This window comes from Pseudomonas sp. GM80 (assembly GCF_000282515.1).
Taxonomy (GTDB): Bacteria; Pseudomonadota; Gammaproteobacteria; order Pseudomonadales; family Pseudomonadaceae; genus Aquipseudomonas.
In genome coordinates this window covers 1-14656 of the sequence record NZ_AKJD01000262.1, presented here as the reverse complement: position 1 = coordinate 14656, position 14656 = coordinate 1, and the positions used below count along the sequence as shown (strand labels likewise).

13 protein-coding genes are annotated in these 14656 nt (G+C 59.5%); 10 read left to right on the top strand and 3 right to left on the bottom strand.

The features are described 5' to 3' along the window. Positions 1-218 precede the first annotated feature (218 nt). Entirely contained in the window at positions 219-1712 is a 1494-nt protein-coding gene (locus tag PMI37_RS30235; RefSeq protein ID WP_008088683.1) for a CoA-acylating methylmalonate-semialdehyde dehydrogenase, read from the bottom strand. Positions 1713-1857: 145 nt separating this feature from the next. Beyond that, complete coding sequence (locus tag PMI37_RS30230) at positions 1858-3207, bottom strand: aspartate aminotransferase family protein (RefSeq protein WP_008088681.1); 1350 nt, start codon at positions 3205-3207, stop codon at positions 1858-1860. 138 nt (positions 3208-3345) lie between these two features. Here PMI37_RS30230 and PMI37_RS30225 point away from each other — a divergent pair, with 138 nt between their 5' ends. From PMI37_RS30225 to PMI37_RS30195, 7 genes are all read left to right on the top strand, one after another. After that, positions 3346-4266 carry a LysR family transcriptional regulator gene (locus PMI37_RS30225; protein ID WP_008088679.1) on the top strand — a complete coding sequence of 307 codons (921 nt, stop codon included), beginning with the start codon at positions 3346-3348 and terminating at the stop codon, positions 4264-4266. 143 nt (positions 4267-4409) lie between these two features. Continuing rightward, positions 4410-5798, top strand: a complete 1389-nt coding sequence (locus tag PMI37_RS30220; RefSeq protein WP_008088677.1) for a uracil-xanthine permease family protein — start codon at positions 4410-4412, stop codon at positions 5796-5798. Between the two features lie 88 nt (positions 5799-5886). Next, positions 5887-6537 carry a TetR/AcrR family transcriptional regulator gene (locus PMI37_RS30215; protein ID WP_008088675.1) on the top strand — a complete coding sequence of 217 codons (651 nt, stop codon included), beginning with the start codon at positions 5887-5889 and terminating at the stop codon, positions 6535-6537. 7 nt (positions 6538-6544) lie between these two features. Next, on the top strand, positions 6545-7126 hold the full coding sequence (locus tag PMI37_RS30210) for an IMPACT family protein (RefSeq protein WP_008088673.1): 582 nt from the start codon (positions 6545-6547) through the stop codon (positions 7124-7126). Positions 7127-7701: 575 nt separating this feature from the next. After that, positions 7702-9249: an ABC transporter ATP-binding protein gene (locus PMI37_RS30205; protein ID WP_008088671.1), complete on the top strand. Its 1548-nt coding sequence runs from the start codon at positions 7702-7704 to the stop codon at positions 9247-9249. Between the two features lie 13 nt (positions 9250-9262). Continuing rightward, positions 9263-10369, top strand: coding sequence for an ABC transporter permease (locus PMI37_RS30200; protein WP_008088669.1), 1107 nt, complete (start codon positions 9263-9265; stop codon positions 10367-10369). Then, positions 10369-11295 (top strand): ABC transporter permease, encoded by a 927-nt coding sequence (locus tag PMI37_RS30195; protein WP_008088667.1) that lies wholly within the window; start codon positions 10369-10371, stop codon positions 11293-11295. Before PMI37_RS30200 ends, PMI37_RS30195 begins: the two co-directional genes overlap by 1 nt. Before the next feature lie 58 nt (positions 11296-11353). Here the strand turns inward: PMI37_RS30195 and PMI37_RS30190 are convergent, their stop codons facing one another. After that, a complete protein-coding gene (locus PMI37_RS30190) occupies positions 11354-11788 on the bottom strand; it encodes a hypothetical protein (RefSeq protein WP_008088666.1) in 435 nt (144 codons plus the stop codon). 83 nt (positions 11789-11871) lie between these two features. Between PMI37_RS30190 and PMI37_RS30185 the strand changes: the two genes are divergently transcribed. The 3 genes from PMI37_RS30185 (at position 11872) to PMI37_RS30175 (ending at position 14621) form a co-directional block, all read left to right on the top strand. Further along, entirely contained in the window at positions 11872-12222 is a 351-nt protein-coding gene (locus PMI37_RS30185; RefSeq protein WP_008088665.1) for a MerR family transcriptional regulator, read from the top strand. Positions 12223-12247: 25 nt separating this feature from the next. Beyond that, positions 12248-12931, top strand: a complete 684-nt coding sequence (locus PMI37_RS30180) for an SDR family oxidoreductase (protein ID WP_008088664.1) — start codon at positions 12248-12250, stop codon at positions 12929-12931. Between the two features lie 331 nt (positions 12932-13262). Next, positions 13263-14621 (top strand): 8-oxoguanine deaminase, encoded by a 1359-nt coding sequence (locus PMI37_RS30175; protein WP_008088663.1) that lies wholly within the window; start codon positions 13263-13265, stop codon positions 14619-14621. Positions 14622-14656: the final 35 nt, after the last annotated feature.

Genomic DNA, 14656 nt, shown 5'->3' with positions numbered 1-14656 from the left:
TGGCTTCGATGAACTGAAGCACTTGCTGCCGAAACCTACATAACTCATTGAATCTCAAGGAGTTTTCCGTTTCGACTGCGCCGGAAGTGGGGCGAATTATAGACACCTGAGATCTGCCGTCAACACCTATTTTCACAAATCTGTCACATCGGTCAAAAAATCCCGAAAACGCGAAGGCCGACCCCAAGGGGTCGGCCTTCGCTGCACTGCCCTTCTGCTTACAAGCTAGGGAACGCGAACTGCGAGGCTTCATGGCTAGCACGCTGTGGCCAGCGCTGGGTGATTGCCTTGCGACGGGTATAGAAGCGCACACCATCCGGACCATAGGCATGCAGGTCGCCGAACAGCGAACGCTTCCAGCCGCCGAAGCTGTGGTAAGCCACCGGCACCGGCAGCGGTACGTTGACGCCAACCATGCCGACTTCGATCTCGTCACAGAACAGACGCGCCGCTTCACCGTCACGGGTGAAGATGCAGGTGCCGTTGCCGTACTCGTGATCGTTGATCAGTTGCATGGCCTCTTCCAGGCTGTTCACGCGAACGATGCACAGTACCGGGCCGAAGATCTCTTCTTTATAGATGCGCATCTCCGGGGTGACGTTGTCGAACAGGCAGCCACCGAGGAAGAAGCCTTCCTCATGACCGGCCACGCTGAAACCACGACCGTCGACCACCAGGGTCGCGCCCGCTGCCACGCCGTCATCAACGTAGCCGCTGACTTTGTCGCGCGCCTGACCAGTCACCAGTGGGCCCATGTCCAGACCGCACGAAGTGCCAGCACCGATTTTCAGCGCCTGAATCTGTGGAACCAGTTTAGACACCAGCGCATCCGCCACCTGGTCGCCAACACACACGGCAACAGAAATCGCCATGCAGCGCTCGCCGCACGAACCGTACGCCGCGCCCATCAATGCGCTGACCGCGTTATCCAGATCGGCATCCGGCATCAGCACCGCGTGGTTCTTCGCGCCGCCCAGTGCCTGAACGCGTTTGCCGCGTTTGGTGCCTTCTGCATAAATGTATTCAGCAATTGGCGTCGAACCGACGAAGCTCAGCGCTTTGACTTCCGGCGCTTCGATCAGCGCGTCCACCGCAGTCTTGTCACCGTGCACCACGCTCATCACGCCTTTCGGCAAACCGGCTTCCAGCAGCAACTGAGCGATCAGCAATGTCGAGCTTGGGTCACGCTCGGACGGCTTGAGGATGAAGCAGTTGCCGCAGACGATCGCCAGTGGGTACATCCACAGTGGCACCATGGCCGGGAAGTTGAACGGGGTGATACCGGCTACGATGCCCAGCGGCTGAAAGTCCGACCATGCGTCGATGTTCGGGCCGACGTTGCGGCTGTACTCGCCCTTGAGGATTTCCGGGGCAGCGCAAGCGAACTCGACGTTCTCGATACCACGCTTCAATTCACCGGCAGCGTCTTCGAGGGTCTTGCCGTGTTCTTCGCTGATCAGTTGCGAGATGCGTGCTTCGTTCTGCTCGAGCAGTTGCTTGAAGCGGAACATCACCTGGGCACGTTTGGCCGGTGGCGTGTTGCGCCAGGCCGGGAACGCAGCCTTGGCGGCATCGATGGCTTTCTGGATGGTTTCGCGGGTGGCCAGTGGCAGCTTGTGGATAGCCTGACCGGTGGACGGGTTGAACACATCAACCGCGCGACCGTTCTCGGTCACCAGTTCGCCATTGATCAAATGCGGGATAACGCTCATCGAAAACTCCTGAATTTTTGTTCAGCGGGCGCCCATTGAAGGGCGCCTTCTATATATAGGTAGCTTTGTGGGGGAGCTGGATGTCTTTGGCGCTCTTCAGAACGCCTTCGCGAGCAAGCTCGGCTCCCACAGGTTCTGCGTGAAATCAGTCGAGCTTGTTCAGCACTTCGCCGACCGCGTCGAACAGACGATCGAGGTCTTGCGGCTTGCTGTTGAAAGTCGGGCCGAACTGCAGGGTGTCGCCGCCGAAGCGTACGTAGAACCCGGCTTTCCACAGCGCCATGCCCGCTTCGAACGGACGCACGATGGCGTCGCCGTCACGGCCGGCAATCTGGATCGCACCGGCCAGGCCGAAGTTACGGATGTCGATAACGTGCTTGGAGCCTTTGAGACCATGCAGCGCGTTTTCGAAATGCGGCGCGACTTCAGCGACGCTCTGCACCAGGTTTTCTTTTTGCAGCAGGTCGAGTGCTGCCAGGCCGGCGGCGCAAGCCACCGGGTGCGCCGAGTAGGTGTAGCCGTGCGGGAATTCCACGGCGTACTCCGGGGTCGGCTGATTCATGAACGTCTGATAGATCTCGGAGCTGGCAATCACCGCGCCCATCGGGATCGCGCCGTTGGTGACTTGCTTGGCGATACACATCAGGTCCGGGGTCACGCCAAAGGTATCCGCGCCGAACATGTTGCCAGTACGGCCGAAACCGGTGATCACTTCGTCGAACACCAGCAGGATGTTGTGCTGATCGCAAATCTCGCGCAGACGCTTCAGGTAACCCTGTGGCGGCACGAGTACGCCAGCGGAACCGGCCATTGGCTCAACGAATACCGCAGCGATGTTCGAAGCATCGTGCAGTTCGATCAGCTTCAACAGCTCATCGGCCAAAGCGATGCCGCCCTGCTCCGGCATGCCACGGGAGAATGCGTTGCTTGCCAGCAAAGTGTGCGGCAAGTGATCGACGTCCATCATCGCCTGACCGAACAGTTTGCGGTTGCCGTTAACACCGCCGAGGCTGGTGCCGGCGATGTTCACACCGTGGTAACCACGGGCACGGCCGATCATTTTGGTTTTGGTCGCCTGGCCTTTCAGGCGCCAGTAGGCACGCACCATTTTCACCGCGGTGTCGGCGCACTCGGAACCCGAGTCAGTGAAGAACACGTGGTTGAGGTTGCCTGGGGTCAACTCGGTGATTTTCTCGGCCAGTTGGAACGACAGCGGGTGACCGTACTGGAAGCCCGGCGAGTAATCGAGGGTGCCCAACTGCTTGGAGACCGCTTCCTGAATTTCCTTGCGGGTGTGGCCTGCGCCGCAGGTCCACAGACCGGACAGCGAGTCGTATACCCGGCGGCCCTTGTCGTCGATCAGCCAGCTGCCTTCGGCGCCAACGATCAAGCGCGGATCGCGCTGGAAGTTGCGGTTGGCGGTGTACGGCATCCAGTGCGCGTCCAGCTTGAGTTGGCTGGCCAGTGGCGACTGAGCGTTTTCAGGCATGTTCATCGGGCAAAACCTCGCAGGGCATAAGCGTCAGGGAGATAAAAAGCGTTGTTGCAGCTAAATTGCCACGGCGATAAAGTCGGTGAAATCCAACTCTTCTAACCTTCAGTTAGAACCCCGCTAAACAATGAGAACAATAAGATGAGCAGCCGCCGCCCCGATCCGCTGGCCCAGGTCAGTGATTTTGATATTCGCCTGCTGCGGATTTTTCGCAGCGTGGTCGAGTGCGGTGGCTTCTCGGCGGCGGAGACTGTGCTCGGCATCGGTCGCTCGGCGATCAGCCAACAAATGAGCGATCTGGAGCAGCGCCTCGGTCTGCGATTGTGCCAACGTGGTCGTGCGGGGTTTTCGCTGACCGAGGAAGGTCGCGAGGTCTATCAATCGGCGTTGCAGCTATTAAGTGCGCTGGAAAGTTTCCGCACCGAGGTCAATGGCCTGCACCAGCATTTGCGCGGCGAGTTGATCATCGGCCTGACCGACAACCTCGTCACCCTCCCCCACATGCGCATCACCCACGCCCTCGCGCAGTTGAAAGAGCGCGGGCCGGATGTGCAGATTCAGATTCGCATGATTGCGCCGAACGAAGTCGAGCAAGGTGTACTCGACGGGCGCCTGCATGTCGGCGTGGTGCCGCAGGCCAGTGCGTTGTCGGGACTGGAATATCAGCCGCTGTACAGCGAGCGTTCGCTGCTTTATTGCGCGGTGGGGCATCCGCTGTTTTATGTTGATGACAAGCAACTGGATGACGAACGCTTGAACAGCCAGGACGCGATTGCGCCAACGTTTCGTTTGCCGGCGGATGTTCAGGCGCATTACCAGGCGCTCAATTGCACCGCCAGTGCTTCTGACCGGGAAGGCATGGCGTTTTTGATTTTGACCGGGCGTTACATTGGGTATCTGCCGGATCATTACGCCAGTCTTTGGGTGCAGCAGGGGCGTTTGCGTGCTTTGAAAGCAGGAACGCGGTTTTACGATTTGAGTCTGGCATCGGTCACGCGCAAGGGGCGGCGCCCTCATTTGGTGCTGGAGAGCTTTTTGGAGAGTCTGGCGGCGACGCGTTGATAATGCGCGCGACGTTGGTTAGGTACAGCAAGATCAAGGGATCGCAGCCTTCGGCAGCTCCTACAGGGGGGATAAGTTGAGCAAGTGGACAGGTTTTTGCAGAGGGGGAATTACTTCGTTCCTCTGATAAGAAGCCTTAAGCCATGCAGCCAGATTCCGCACCGTCCAGCGACTTGATCTACGGCCTCAACGACCGCCCCAAACCACTCGCCGCCACCCTTGCCGCGCTGCAACACGTGCTCGCCAGTTTCGTCGGCATCATCACTCCGCCGCTGGTGATTGGTTCGGCGCTCGGGCTGACCGCGTATTTGCCGTACTTGATCAGCATGGCGTTGATGGTGTCGGGCGTCGGCACCTTTATTCAGGCGCGGCGGCCGTTCGGGATTGGCGCCGGGATGATCTGTCTACAAGGCACCAGTTTCGCCTTTCTCGGTGCGGTGCTGTCGGCGGGGTTTCTGGTCAAGCAACGTGGCGGCAGCCCGGAAGACATTCTGGCGATGATCTTCGGCGTGTGCTTTTTCGGCGCGATCGTGCAGATCGTCCTCAGCCGTTTCATCGGTCAATTGCGTCGAGTTGTTACGCCGCTGGTGACCGGGATCGTTATCACCCTGATCGGCATCAGTCTGATCAAAGTCGGCATCACTGACCTGGGCGGCGGCTTCAACGCGCCGGACTTTGGTGCGCCGGGCAATCTGGCGCTCGGCGTGTTTGTGTTGCTGACGATCATTCTGCTCAACCGCTCCAATACACCCTGGGTTCGTTTGTCGGCGATCATCATCGGACTGGTGCTCGGCAGTCTGGCCGCCTGGTTCAGTGGGAAACTGATACCGCAGCCATTGCCTGACTTGCCGCTGGTGAGTTTTCCTACACCGTTCAAGTTCGGATTCAGCTTCGACTGGACAGCTTTCCTGCCGGTCGCGCTGATTTATCTGATCAGCACCATCGAAACCGTCGGCGACCTCACTGCCAATTGCATGCTCGCCCGCCAGCCAATCAGTGGCCCTTCTTATATAAGCCGCCTGCGCGGTGGCGTACTCGGCGATGGCGTCAGTTGCATGATCGCCGCGACCTTCAGCGCTTTCCCCAATACCACGTTTGCGCAGAACAACGGCGTGATCCAGTTGACCGGCGTCGCCAGCCGTTACGTCGGGCTGTACATCGGTGCGATCCTGTTTTGTCTCGGCTTGTTTCCGATGATCGGCGCGGTGCTGCAACAGATTCCGAAACCTGTATTGGGCGGCGCGACTCTGGTGATGTTCGGCGCGGTGGCTGCGGCCGGGGTGCGCATCCTCGCGCAGTCGTCACTGGATCGGCGCAGCATGTTGATCATCGCCACTTCGTTCGGCGTTGGTCTGGGCATCGCCGCACAACCGAACCTGCTGCACCTGCTGCCGAAACTGGTGCAGAACCTGTTCGACTCGGCGATCACCAGCGGTGGCCTGACCGCAATCATCCTGTGCCTGTTGCTGCCGGAGTCGAAAACCGAAGCCACTGAAGCGCACGCGCCGCTGAACAAGATCGAACAGGCGTAACGGTTTTATCATTTCAGGACTTGTCGGATCTCTGTGGGTGCGCTATCAACGCAACTGGTTGCACCCACAGACAAACCCGGAAGTGCCTATGACCTTTGAAGTCCCAGCCCATGGCGGCAAACCCGCCAGCCGCATTCGTCAGAAAAACGAAGAGACCATTCTCAAAGCCGCCGAAGACGAGTTCGCCCGTCACGGGTACAAAGGCACCAGCATGAACACCATCGCGCAGAATGCCGGGCTGCCCAAGGCGAACCTGCATTACTACTTCACCAACAAACTCGGTTTGTACGTGGCGGTGCTGAGCAACATCATCGAGCTGTGGGACAGCACCTTCAACACGCTCACGGCCGAAGACGACCCGGCCGAAGCGTTGACTCGTTATATTCGCGCGAAAATGGAATTCTCCCGACGACAGCCGCAAGCCTCGCGGATCTTTGCGATGGAAGTGATCAGCGGCGGCGAATGCCTGACCGAATATTTCAATCAGGATTACCGCGCCTGGTTCACTGGCCGCGCGGCAGTGTTTCAGGCGTGGATCGATGCCGGCAAAATGGACGCGGTTGATCCGGTGCACCTGATCTTTCTGTTGTGGGGCAGCACTCAGCATTACGCCGACTTCGCCACGCAGATCTGTCGCGTCAGTGGTCGCAGCAAGTTGACCAAGCAGGACATGGAAGACGCCGGCAACAACCTGATCCGCATCATTCTCAAAGGCTGCGGCCTCACTCCTTCTCTATAAGACGTTTATGCCTTTCACCCTCAGCGGTTTTTGCGAGTACCGCGAAGAGATTCGCAAAAGCCGCTTTATCACCTTCGCCACGCCGATCGGCAGCCCTGCTGATGCGCAGGCGTTCTTTGAACAGCACAGCGATTTCAATGCTTCGCACAATTGCTGGGCGTGGAAACTCGGCGATCAATACCGCAGCAATGACGATGGCGAACCGGGCGGTACTGCGGGGCGACCGATTCTTGCGGCGATTGAAGCGCAGGATTGCGATCAGGTCGCGGTGCTGGTCATTCGTTGGTACGGCGGGATTCAACTCGGCACTGGTGGTTTGGCCCGGGCCTATGGCGGTGGTGCGAACAAGTGTTTGCAGACGGCGGCGAAGGTTGAGTTGATCAGTCGGGTGGCGTTGAGTTGTGCCTGCGGGTTTGCCGAGTTGGCGTTGGTGAAGTTACGCGTGGCGGATTTGGCTGGGTTGGTTGTTGAGGAGAATTTTACGGCGAATGGCGTTGAGTTGAAGTTGGCGGTGGGTGAGGCGCAGATTGCGGTGTTACAGGGGCAGTTGGCGGATTTGAGTCGTGGGCGGATTTTGTTGCAGCGGTGAAGCAAGGTCAAAAGATCGCAGCGTGCCGCAGTGCCTACAGGGCTGCGATGTTTTGGGGCGGATGCGAAATTTCATATTTCGCAAACTTGCCCACATCTGCTGTGCACCCGACTGTGGATAACCTGAGCACATAACGCTGTAACCCTTCTGTCACGTGGCTTTGCGCGGTTTGTTCACTTTTCGTTCAATTTGCCCGACGAGATGTAATTTTCAAGCATAAACAATCAGTTAGCCGCGTTTATCACCATTAGGAGAAAGCACCACAGTGCTTATGCCCGACGTTTCGGCTTGCGCACAATAACTGTGGAGCAACCTGTGGATAACCCGTTCATGACCGCCGCAGTCGCAGGTTCTGCCTAGCCCCCACGGGTTTGCTCGTTTTTTGATCAGTTGCCAACGGGCAAAACTGGAGCCCGATCAACGGCTTTGCGCTGTAATGGTGCTGCGAATCCCGCCGATTTTCAGCGCAATGCTCTGCGCCGAGCGCTGCCACCCGCAGCCCGCTCGGGTTCCTGACTCAATGGCCAGGAAATTGCTTTATCCACAGGCACAACTTCAAGCAAGTCGAGCCTGCCATGCCAATCGCGCCTACCCTCCCGCGCCTGCAACTGCGCCACATCAGCAAACGTTATCCCGGTTGTCTGGCCAACGACGCCATCGACCTGAGCATTGCGCCCGGTGAAATTCACGCCCTGCTCGGGGAAAACGGTGCGGGCAAAAGTACCTTGATGAAAATTATCTACGGCGTCACCCAAGCCGACGCCGGGGAAATGCTCTGGCAAGGCCAACGCGTCAACATCCGCAATCCGGCGCAGGCACGGCAGTTGGGCATCGGCATGGTGTTCCAGCATTTCTCGCTGTTCGAAACCCTCAGCGTTGCGCAGAACATTGCGCTGGCGATGGGCGCGAAGGCTGGCACGCCGAAACAACTGGAGCCGAAGATTCGTGAAGTGTCGCGCCGTTATGGCATGGCGCTGGAGCCGGAGCGACTTGTCCACAGCCTGTCGATCGGCGAGCGGCAACGGGTGGAGATTATTCGCTGCCTGATGCAGGACATTCGTCTGCTGATCCTCGACGAACCGACGTCAGTGCTGACACCGCAGGAGGCGGATGAATTGTTCATCACCCTGCGCCGTCTCGCCGCCGAAGGCTGCAGCATTCTGTTTATCAGCCACAAGCTCGGCGAAGTACGCGCGCTGTGTCATAGCGCGACGGTTCTGCGCGGCGGGCGCGTGGCCGGGCATTGCGTGCCGGCCGAATGCTCGGATCAGCAGTTGGCGCAGTTGATGGTTGGCGAAGCGGCGGCGTTGATCGGTGACTACCCAAAGGTCAGCGGCGGCGCGGCGTTTTTGCAGGTGAAGGGCTTGAGCTGGCACAACCCCGATCCGTTTGGTTGCTCGCTGACTGGCATAGATGTGCAGGTACGCAGCGGTGAAATCGTCGGTATCGCCGGAGTTGCGGGCAATGGCCAGGATGAGTTGCTCGCCTTGCTCAGTGGCGAACAAACCTTGCCTCGGGCGGAAGCTGCAACCATTCGATTCGCCGAGCAACACGTCGCCGATCTGCGCCCGGACGCGCGACGCAAATTGGGCCTGGCGTTCGTCCCCGCCGAGCGTCTCGGCCATGGTGCGGTGCCGGAATTGAGTCTGGCCGATAACGCTCTGCTCACCGCGTTCCAGCAAGGCTTGGTCAGCCACGGTTTGATTGAACGCGGCAAAGTCGAAGCCCTCGCCCAACAAATCATTCAGCGCTTCGGCGTAAAAACCCCGGACACGCAAACCGCTGCGCGCAGCCTCTCTGGCGGCAACCTGCAGAAATTCATCCTCGGTCGGGAAATCCTTCAGCAACCGAAACTGCTGATCGCCGCGCATCCGACCTGGGGCGTCGATGTCGGCGCCGCCGCGACCATCCACCGTGCACTGATCGCGTTGCGCGATGCCGGCGCAGCGATTCTGGTGATTTCTGAAGACCTCGACGAACTGTTCCAGATCAGCGACCGCCTCGGCGCGTTGTGCGGCGGACGCCTCTCGGCGCTGCACAACACCGGCGATACGCAACTCAGCGACGTCGGCGGCTGGATGGCCGGCCAGTTCGACAACCCACCTTCTGCCGCCACGGTTTAACGGAGTTTTACTCATGCTGCTTTCCCTCGAACCCCGTGGCCAGCAATCGCGCGTGATGCTTTGGTGCTCGCCGGTACTGGCGGCGGCGCTGACGCTCGGTTGCGGCTCGCTGCTGTTTATCGCCCTCGGCCACGACCCGCTGCAAACCTTGCACACGCTGTTGATTGCACCGGTCAGCGATATGTATGGCGTCTCCGAATTGCTGGTCAAAGCGTTGCCGATTCTGCTCTGCGCTTTGGGTCTGGCGGTGGCGTATCAGGCGCGGATCTGGAACATCGGCGCTGAGGGGCAATTGCTCCTCGGCGCACTCGCCGGCAGTGCCTTGGCGGTGAACATCATCGACATGCAAAGCCGTTGGGCGCTGGTGTTGATTCTGCTCACCGGCACCCTCGCCGGCGCGGCGTGGGCCGGGCTGACCGCGTGGTTACGCACACGTTTCAACGCCAATGAAATTCTCACCAGCATCATGCTCAATTACATCGCGCTGAACCTGCTGCTGTTCTGTGTGCATGGGCCGCTGAAGGATCCGGCCGGATTCAACTTTCCCGAGTCGGCGATGTTCGGTGACGCCAGCCGTTTGCCATTGTTGATGGAGGATGGCCGCGTGCACGCCGGGGTGTATTTCGCCCTGCTCGCACTGGTTGCGGTGTGGGTGTTGTTGCAGAAAAGCTTTGTCGGTTTCCAGATCAAAGTGCTCGGGCTGGACAAGCGTGCGGCGGGGTTTGTCGGCTTTCGCGAGAAGCGGCTGATCTGGCTCGCGCTGTTGATCAGCGGCGGCTTGGCCGGGCTTGCGGGTGTCTGCGAAGTTACCGGGCCGATTGGCCAATTGGTGCCGCAGGTGTCGCCGGGTTACGGCTATGCGGCGATTACCGTGGCGTTTCTTGGGCGCCTCAATCCGATCGGGATTCTGTTCTCCAGTCTGTTGATGGCGCTGCTGTACATCGGTGGCGAGAGCGCACAAATGACGATGAATCTGCCGCAGGCGATCACCCAGTTGTTCCAGGGAATGATGCTGTTTTTCCTGCTCGCCTGTGACGTGCTGATCCTCTATCGGCCACGCCTGAACCTGCGCTGGGTGAAGCGCACGTCGACCACCGCCGTAACCGCCGGAGCGCTGTGATGGATATCGATCTGTTGAGCAATATTTTCTACGCCATGGTGCGATGCGGCACGCCGCTGTTGCTGGTGGCGCTGGGTGAACTGATCTGCGAGAAGAGCGGTGTGCTCAATCTTGGGCAGGAAGGGATGATGCTGTTTGGCGCGGTGATCGGTTTTATCGTCGCGCTGAACAGCGGCAACCTGTGGCTTGGCGTGTTGCTGGCGATGCTCGCGGGCATGCTGCTGTCGTCGCTGTTTGCTTTGGTGGCGCTGGTATTCAATGCCAATCAAGTGGCGACCGGTTTGGCTCTGACGATTTTTGGTGTCGGGCTGTCGACCTTTGTCGGCGCGGCCTGGGTGGGGAAACCACTGGCCGGTTTCGAGCCGTTGGCGATTCCTTATCTGAGTGAAATTCCGCTGATCGGGCGGATGCTGTTTGCGCAGGATCTGCTGGTGTATCTGTCGTTCGCGCTGTTTGCGCTGGTGGCGTGGGTGATCATCAAAAGTCGTGTCGGGTTGATTATTCAAGCCGTGGGTGAGAACCCGGATGCGGCCAGTGCGATGGGCTTGCCGGTGTTGACCGTGCGTACCTTGGCGGTGCTGTTTGGCGGGGCAATGGCCGGGTTGGCCGGGGCTTATTTGTCGCTGGCGTACACGCCGATGTGGGCGGAAAACATGACCGCCGGGCGTGGCTGGATTGCGTTGGCGCTGGTGGTGTTTGCCAGTTGGCGAGTGTGGCGGTTGTTGCTGGGGGCTTATCTGTTTGGCCTCGCCAGCATCCTGCATTTGGTAGCGCAGGGGTTGGGGCTGGCGATTCCGTCGAGTTTGCTGGCGATGCTGCCGTACGTGGCGACGATTTTGGTGTTGGTGTTGTTGTCGCGGGATGCGGTGCGTACGCGGTTGTATGCACCGGTTTCGCTGGGGCAGCCTTGGCAGGCGGGGCATTAGTGCGGTGATTTCAATGGCCCTATCGCTGGCAAGCCAGCTCCCACAGGTTCAGTGGTGATCACAAATTTTGTGCACGGCACAGACACTGTGGGAGCTGGCTTGCCAGCGATGAGGCCCTGACAGGCAACACCTGAGCAATGCCCCACGCCAGTTCGAAGACCAGGAAAACAATCAGAATCGAACTGGCGCCGTGCAGCAAGGCGTACGCTTGCCACCCCGCAAACAAAAACCGCGCCACCGCGTCATACCGTCCATAAAGCGCCTGCGGATCACGAATCCGCAGCACCGCCCACACGCACACCACCGACCCCAACAGATTCGCCATCAACATATGCACTGGCTGAAACACCGGCAATTCGCCGGGCAAATCCAGCGCACTCAACAACCCGTGCACAAGCGCAAAACTCCACGGCGTGGCAAAAGCCACAGTAACGATCAAGTCATACCAGGCACTGCCGCGCACCACGTTGCGATATTGCGTTGAAGTCCACATCGTCCTTGCTCCAGAAATTCAGGGAGCAAGCACGGTAAAGCCTGGAGTATGCTCCAGGGTCAATAGCCCTTTTGAGAGTCGCCATGCGCATCGGTGAATTAGCCCTGGCCAGCGCCGTCAGCCGTGACACCCTGCGTTTCTACGAGCAGCGCGGGCTGATTGCGGCGCAGCGCAGTGCCAATGGTTACCGCGACTATCCACCGGAGATGGTGCAACTGGTGCTCTATATCAAAACCGCGCAGCGCCTGGGATTTACCCTCGGCGAGATCGGTGACAGTGTCGCGGCGTTGTGGAACGCGCCCGATCCGGACAACGCTGTGGCGCAACTTCTGCGCGACAAACTGCAACTGATCGAAACCCGCATGAGCGAACTCGACGTACTGCGGCAAGAGCTGCAACTTCGGCTCGGTCAGGCCTGTCCATTGAATCCATGATCCTCATTCATCAAGGAAGCCCCTCATGTCTGCAAAAAACGCACTGATCATCGGCGCCTCCCGGGGCCTTGGCCTCGGTCTGGTGAAAACCCTGCTGGCCGACGGCTGGCAAGTCACCGCCACCGTGCGCAATCCTGCCAATGCCGATGCGCTTCAAGCATTAGGCAAGGTGCGGATCGAGAAGCTCGACATGGACGATCAGCAAGCGGTGATCGCATTGAGTCAGCAACTCAAGGGCGAAACCTTTGATCTGCTGTTCGTCAACGCCGGGGTCAAAGGCCCGGCCGATCAGACCCCGGGCGGCGCGACATTGGCCGAAGTCGGTCAGCTGTTTTTCACCAATGCGGTGGCGCCGATCAATCTGGCCCAGCGTTTTGTCGGGCAGATTCGTGACGGCAGCGGCGTGCTGGCGTTCATGAGTTCCGGGCTGGGCAGCGTGACCGTGCCGGACGCGCCGGAACTGGCGCTGTACAAGGCCAGCAAGGCTGCGCTGAATTCGATGACCAACAGTTTTATCACGCAATTGGGCGAGCAGAAGATGACCGTGTTGTCGCTGCATCCGGGTTGGGTGAAGACGGACATGGGTGGCGAAGGCGCGGATCTGGATGTGGAAACCAGCACTCGTGGGCTGATCGATCAGGTGAATGCGTACACCGGCAAGGGCGGGCATCACTTCATCAACTACAAGGGTGAAACCATTCCCTGGTAAGCAGCGAAATCAGAATCCCCTGAATACCTGCATGACTGGCTAACTGTAGGAGCTGCCGAAGGCTGCGATCTTTTGATTGTAAAAAACAAGATCAAAAGATCGCAGCCTTCGGCAGCTCCTACAGGGTTGCGTGGTTTGTTGGAATGGGCGTTGTCGGATTACATCGCCATTGGGTTGTGTATTTTGGTGATGTTGTCCTGTCGGGTTGGGCTTGCCCGATGCAGCGTTTTGTTTGACACTGCGCACCTCGTCCCCGCGGCGACCCTGGATCAGCAGACAGGGCATCACTGAGCTGGCAACCCTGAACCCAACTTTCAGAGGAGCCGGCAACATGCCCGCGACCCGTACCTGGTTAAAAAATCCCCTCGCTATTTTCACCTCCAACGAGCTCGATGCCCGTGGCGGTCTAGTCGTGCAAGACGGTGTCATCGTCGAAGTACTGGCTGCCGGCCAACAGCCGTCGGCGCCGTGCAATGAAGTGTTCGATGCCCGCGAGCATGTGATCCTGCCGGGCCTGATCAACACCCATCACCATTTCTATCAAACCCTCACCCGCGCCTGGGCCCCAGTGGTCAATCAGCCGTTGTTCCCGTGGCTGAAAACCCTGTACCCGGTGTGGGCGCGTCTGACACCTGAGAAACTCGCCCTCGCCACCAAAGTCGCGTTGGCCGAGCTGCTGCTGTCCGGCTGCACCACCGCTGCCGACCATCACTACCTGTTCCCGGATGGCCTGGAAAACGCCATCGACGTGCAAGTCGAAACCGTGCGTGAACTGGGCATGCGCGCCATGCTCACTCGTGGTTCGATGAGCCTCGGCGAGAAGGACGGTGGCCTGCCGCCACAACAGACCGTGCAGGAAGGTCAGGTGATTCTCGACGACAGTCAGCGCCTGATTCACGAGTACCACGAGCGTGGCGATGGCGCGCAGATCCAGATCGCGCTGGCGCCGTGCTCGCCGTTCTCGGTGACCCCGGAAATCATGTCGGCCAGTGCCGAACTGGCGAACAAGCTCGACGTGCGCCTGCACACGCACTTGGCCGAAACCCTCGATGAAGAAGATTTCTGCCTGCAGCGTTTCGGCCTGCGCACTGTCGATTATCTCGACAGCGTCGGCTGGCTCGGCCCGCGTACCTGGCTGGCCCACGGCATCCATTTCAATCCGGACGAAATCGCTCGCCTCGGTCAGGCTGGCACCGGGATTTGCCATTGCCCGAGTTCGAACATGCGTCTGGCTTCCGGCATCTGCCCGAGTATTGATCTGACTGACGCCGGTGCGCTGTTTGGTCTGGGCGTCGATGGTTCGGCGTCCAACGATGCGTCGAACATGATTCTCGAAGCGCGTCAGGCGTTGTACATCCAGCGTCTGCGTTATGGCGCCGAGAAGATCACTCCGGAACGCGTGCTGGGTTGGGCGACCAAGGGCTCGGCGAGCTTGTTGGGCCGTACCGACATTGGTGAGATTGCCGTGGGCAAGCAGGCGGATCTGGCGTTGTTCAAGCTCGATGAGCTGCGCTTCTCCGGCAGCCATGATCCGATTTCGGCGCTGCTGTTATGCGGCGCGGATCGTGCGGATCGGGTGATGATTGGCGGCAAGTGGCGCGTGGTCGATGGCCAGGTTGAAGGCCTTGACCTGAAAGGCCTGATCGCCGATCACAGCCAGGCGGCACGCCAACTGATCGCCGGCACCTGATCCCCCTCCCCATATGATCGTTCCCACGCTCTGCG

What these genes read in the sequence shown, in the direction of transcription:
- PMI37_RS30230 (WP_008088681.1), bottom strand. Translation starts at nt 3,207, where the DNA reads ATGAACATGCCTGAAAACGCTCAGTCGCCACTGGCCAGCCAACTCAAG.
- PMI37_RS30220 (WP_008088677.1), top strand. Translation starts at nt 4,410, where the DNA reads ATGCAGCCAGATTCCGCACCGTCCAGCGACTTGATCTACGGCCTCAAC.
- PMI37_RS30215 (WP_008088675.1), top strand. Translation starts at nt 5,887, where the DNA reads ATGACCTTTGAAGTCCCAGCCCATGGCGGCAAACCCGCCAGCCGCATT.
- PMI37_RS30200 (WP_008088669.1), top strand. Translation starts at nt 9,263, where the DNA reads ATGCTGCTTTCCCTCGAACCCCGTGGCCAGCAATCGCGCGTGATGCTT.
- PMI37_RS30225 (WP_008088679.1), top strand. Translation starts at nt 3,346, where the DNA reads ATGAGCAGCCGCCGCCCCGATCCGCTGGCCCAGGTCAGTGATTTTGAT.
- PMI37_RS30185 (WP_008088665.1), top strand. Translation starts at nt 11,872, where the DNA reads ATGCGCATCGGTGAATTAGCCCTGGCCAGCGCCGTCAGCCGTGACACC.
- PMI37_RS30235 (WP_008088683.1), bottom strand. Translation starts at nt 1,712, where the DNA reads ATGAGCGTTATCCCGCATTTGATCAATGGCGAACTGGTGACCGAGAAC.
- PMI37_RS30195 (WP_008088667.1), top strand. Translation starts at nt 10,369, where the DNA reads ATGGATATCGATCTGTTGAGCAATATTTTCTACGCCATGGTGCGATGC.
- PMI37_RS30210 (WP_008088673.1), top strand. Translation starts at nt 6,545, where the DNA reads ATGCCTTTCACCCTCAGCGGTTTTTGCGAGTACCGCGAAGAGATTCGC.
- PMI37_RS30205 (WP_008088671.1), top strand. Translation starts at nt 7,702, where the DNA reads ATGCCAATCGCGCCTACCCTCCCGCGCCTGCAACTGCGCCACATCAGC.
- PMI37_RS30175 (WP_008088663.1), top strand. Translation starts at nt 13,263, where the DNA reads ATGCCCGCGACCCGTACCTGGTTAAAAAATCCCCTCGCTATTTTCACC.
- PMI37_RS30190 (WP_008088666.1), bottom strand. Translation starts at nt 11,788, where the DNA reads ATGTGGACTTCAACGCAATATCGCAACGTGGTGCGCGGCAGTGCCTGG.
- PMI37_RS30180 (WP_008088664.1), top strand. Translation starts at nt 12,248, where the DNA reads ATGTCTGCAAAAAACGCACTGATCATCGGCGCCTCCCGGGGCCTTGGC.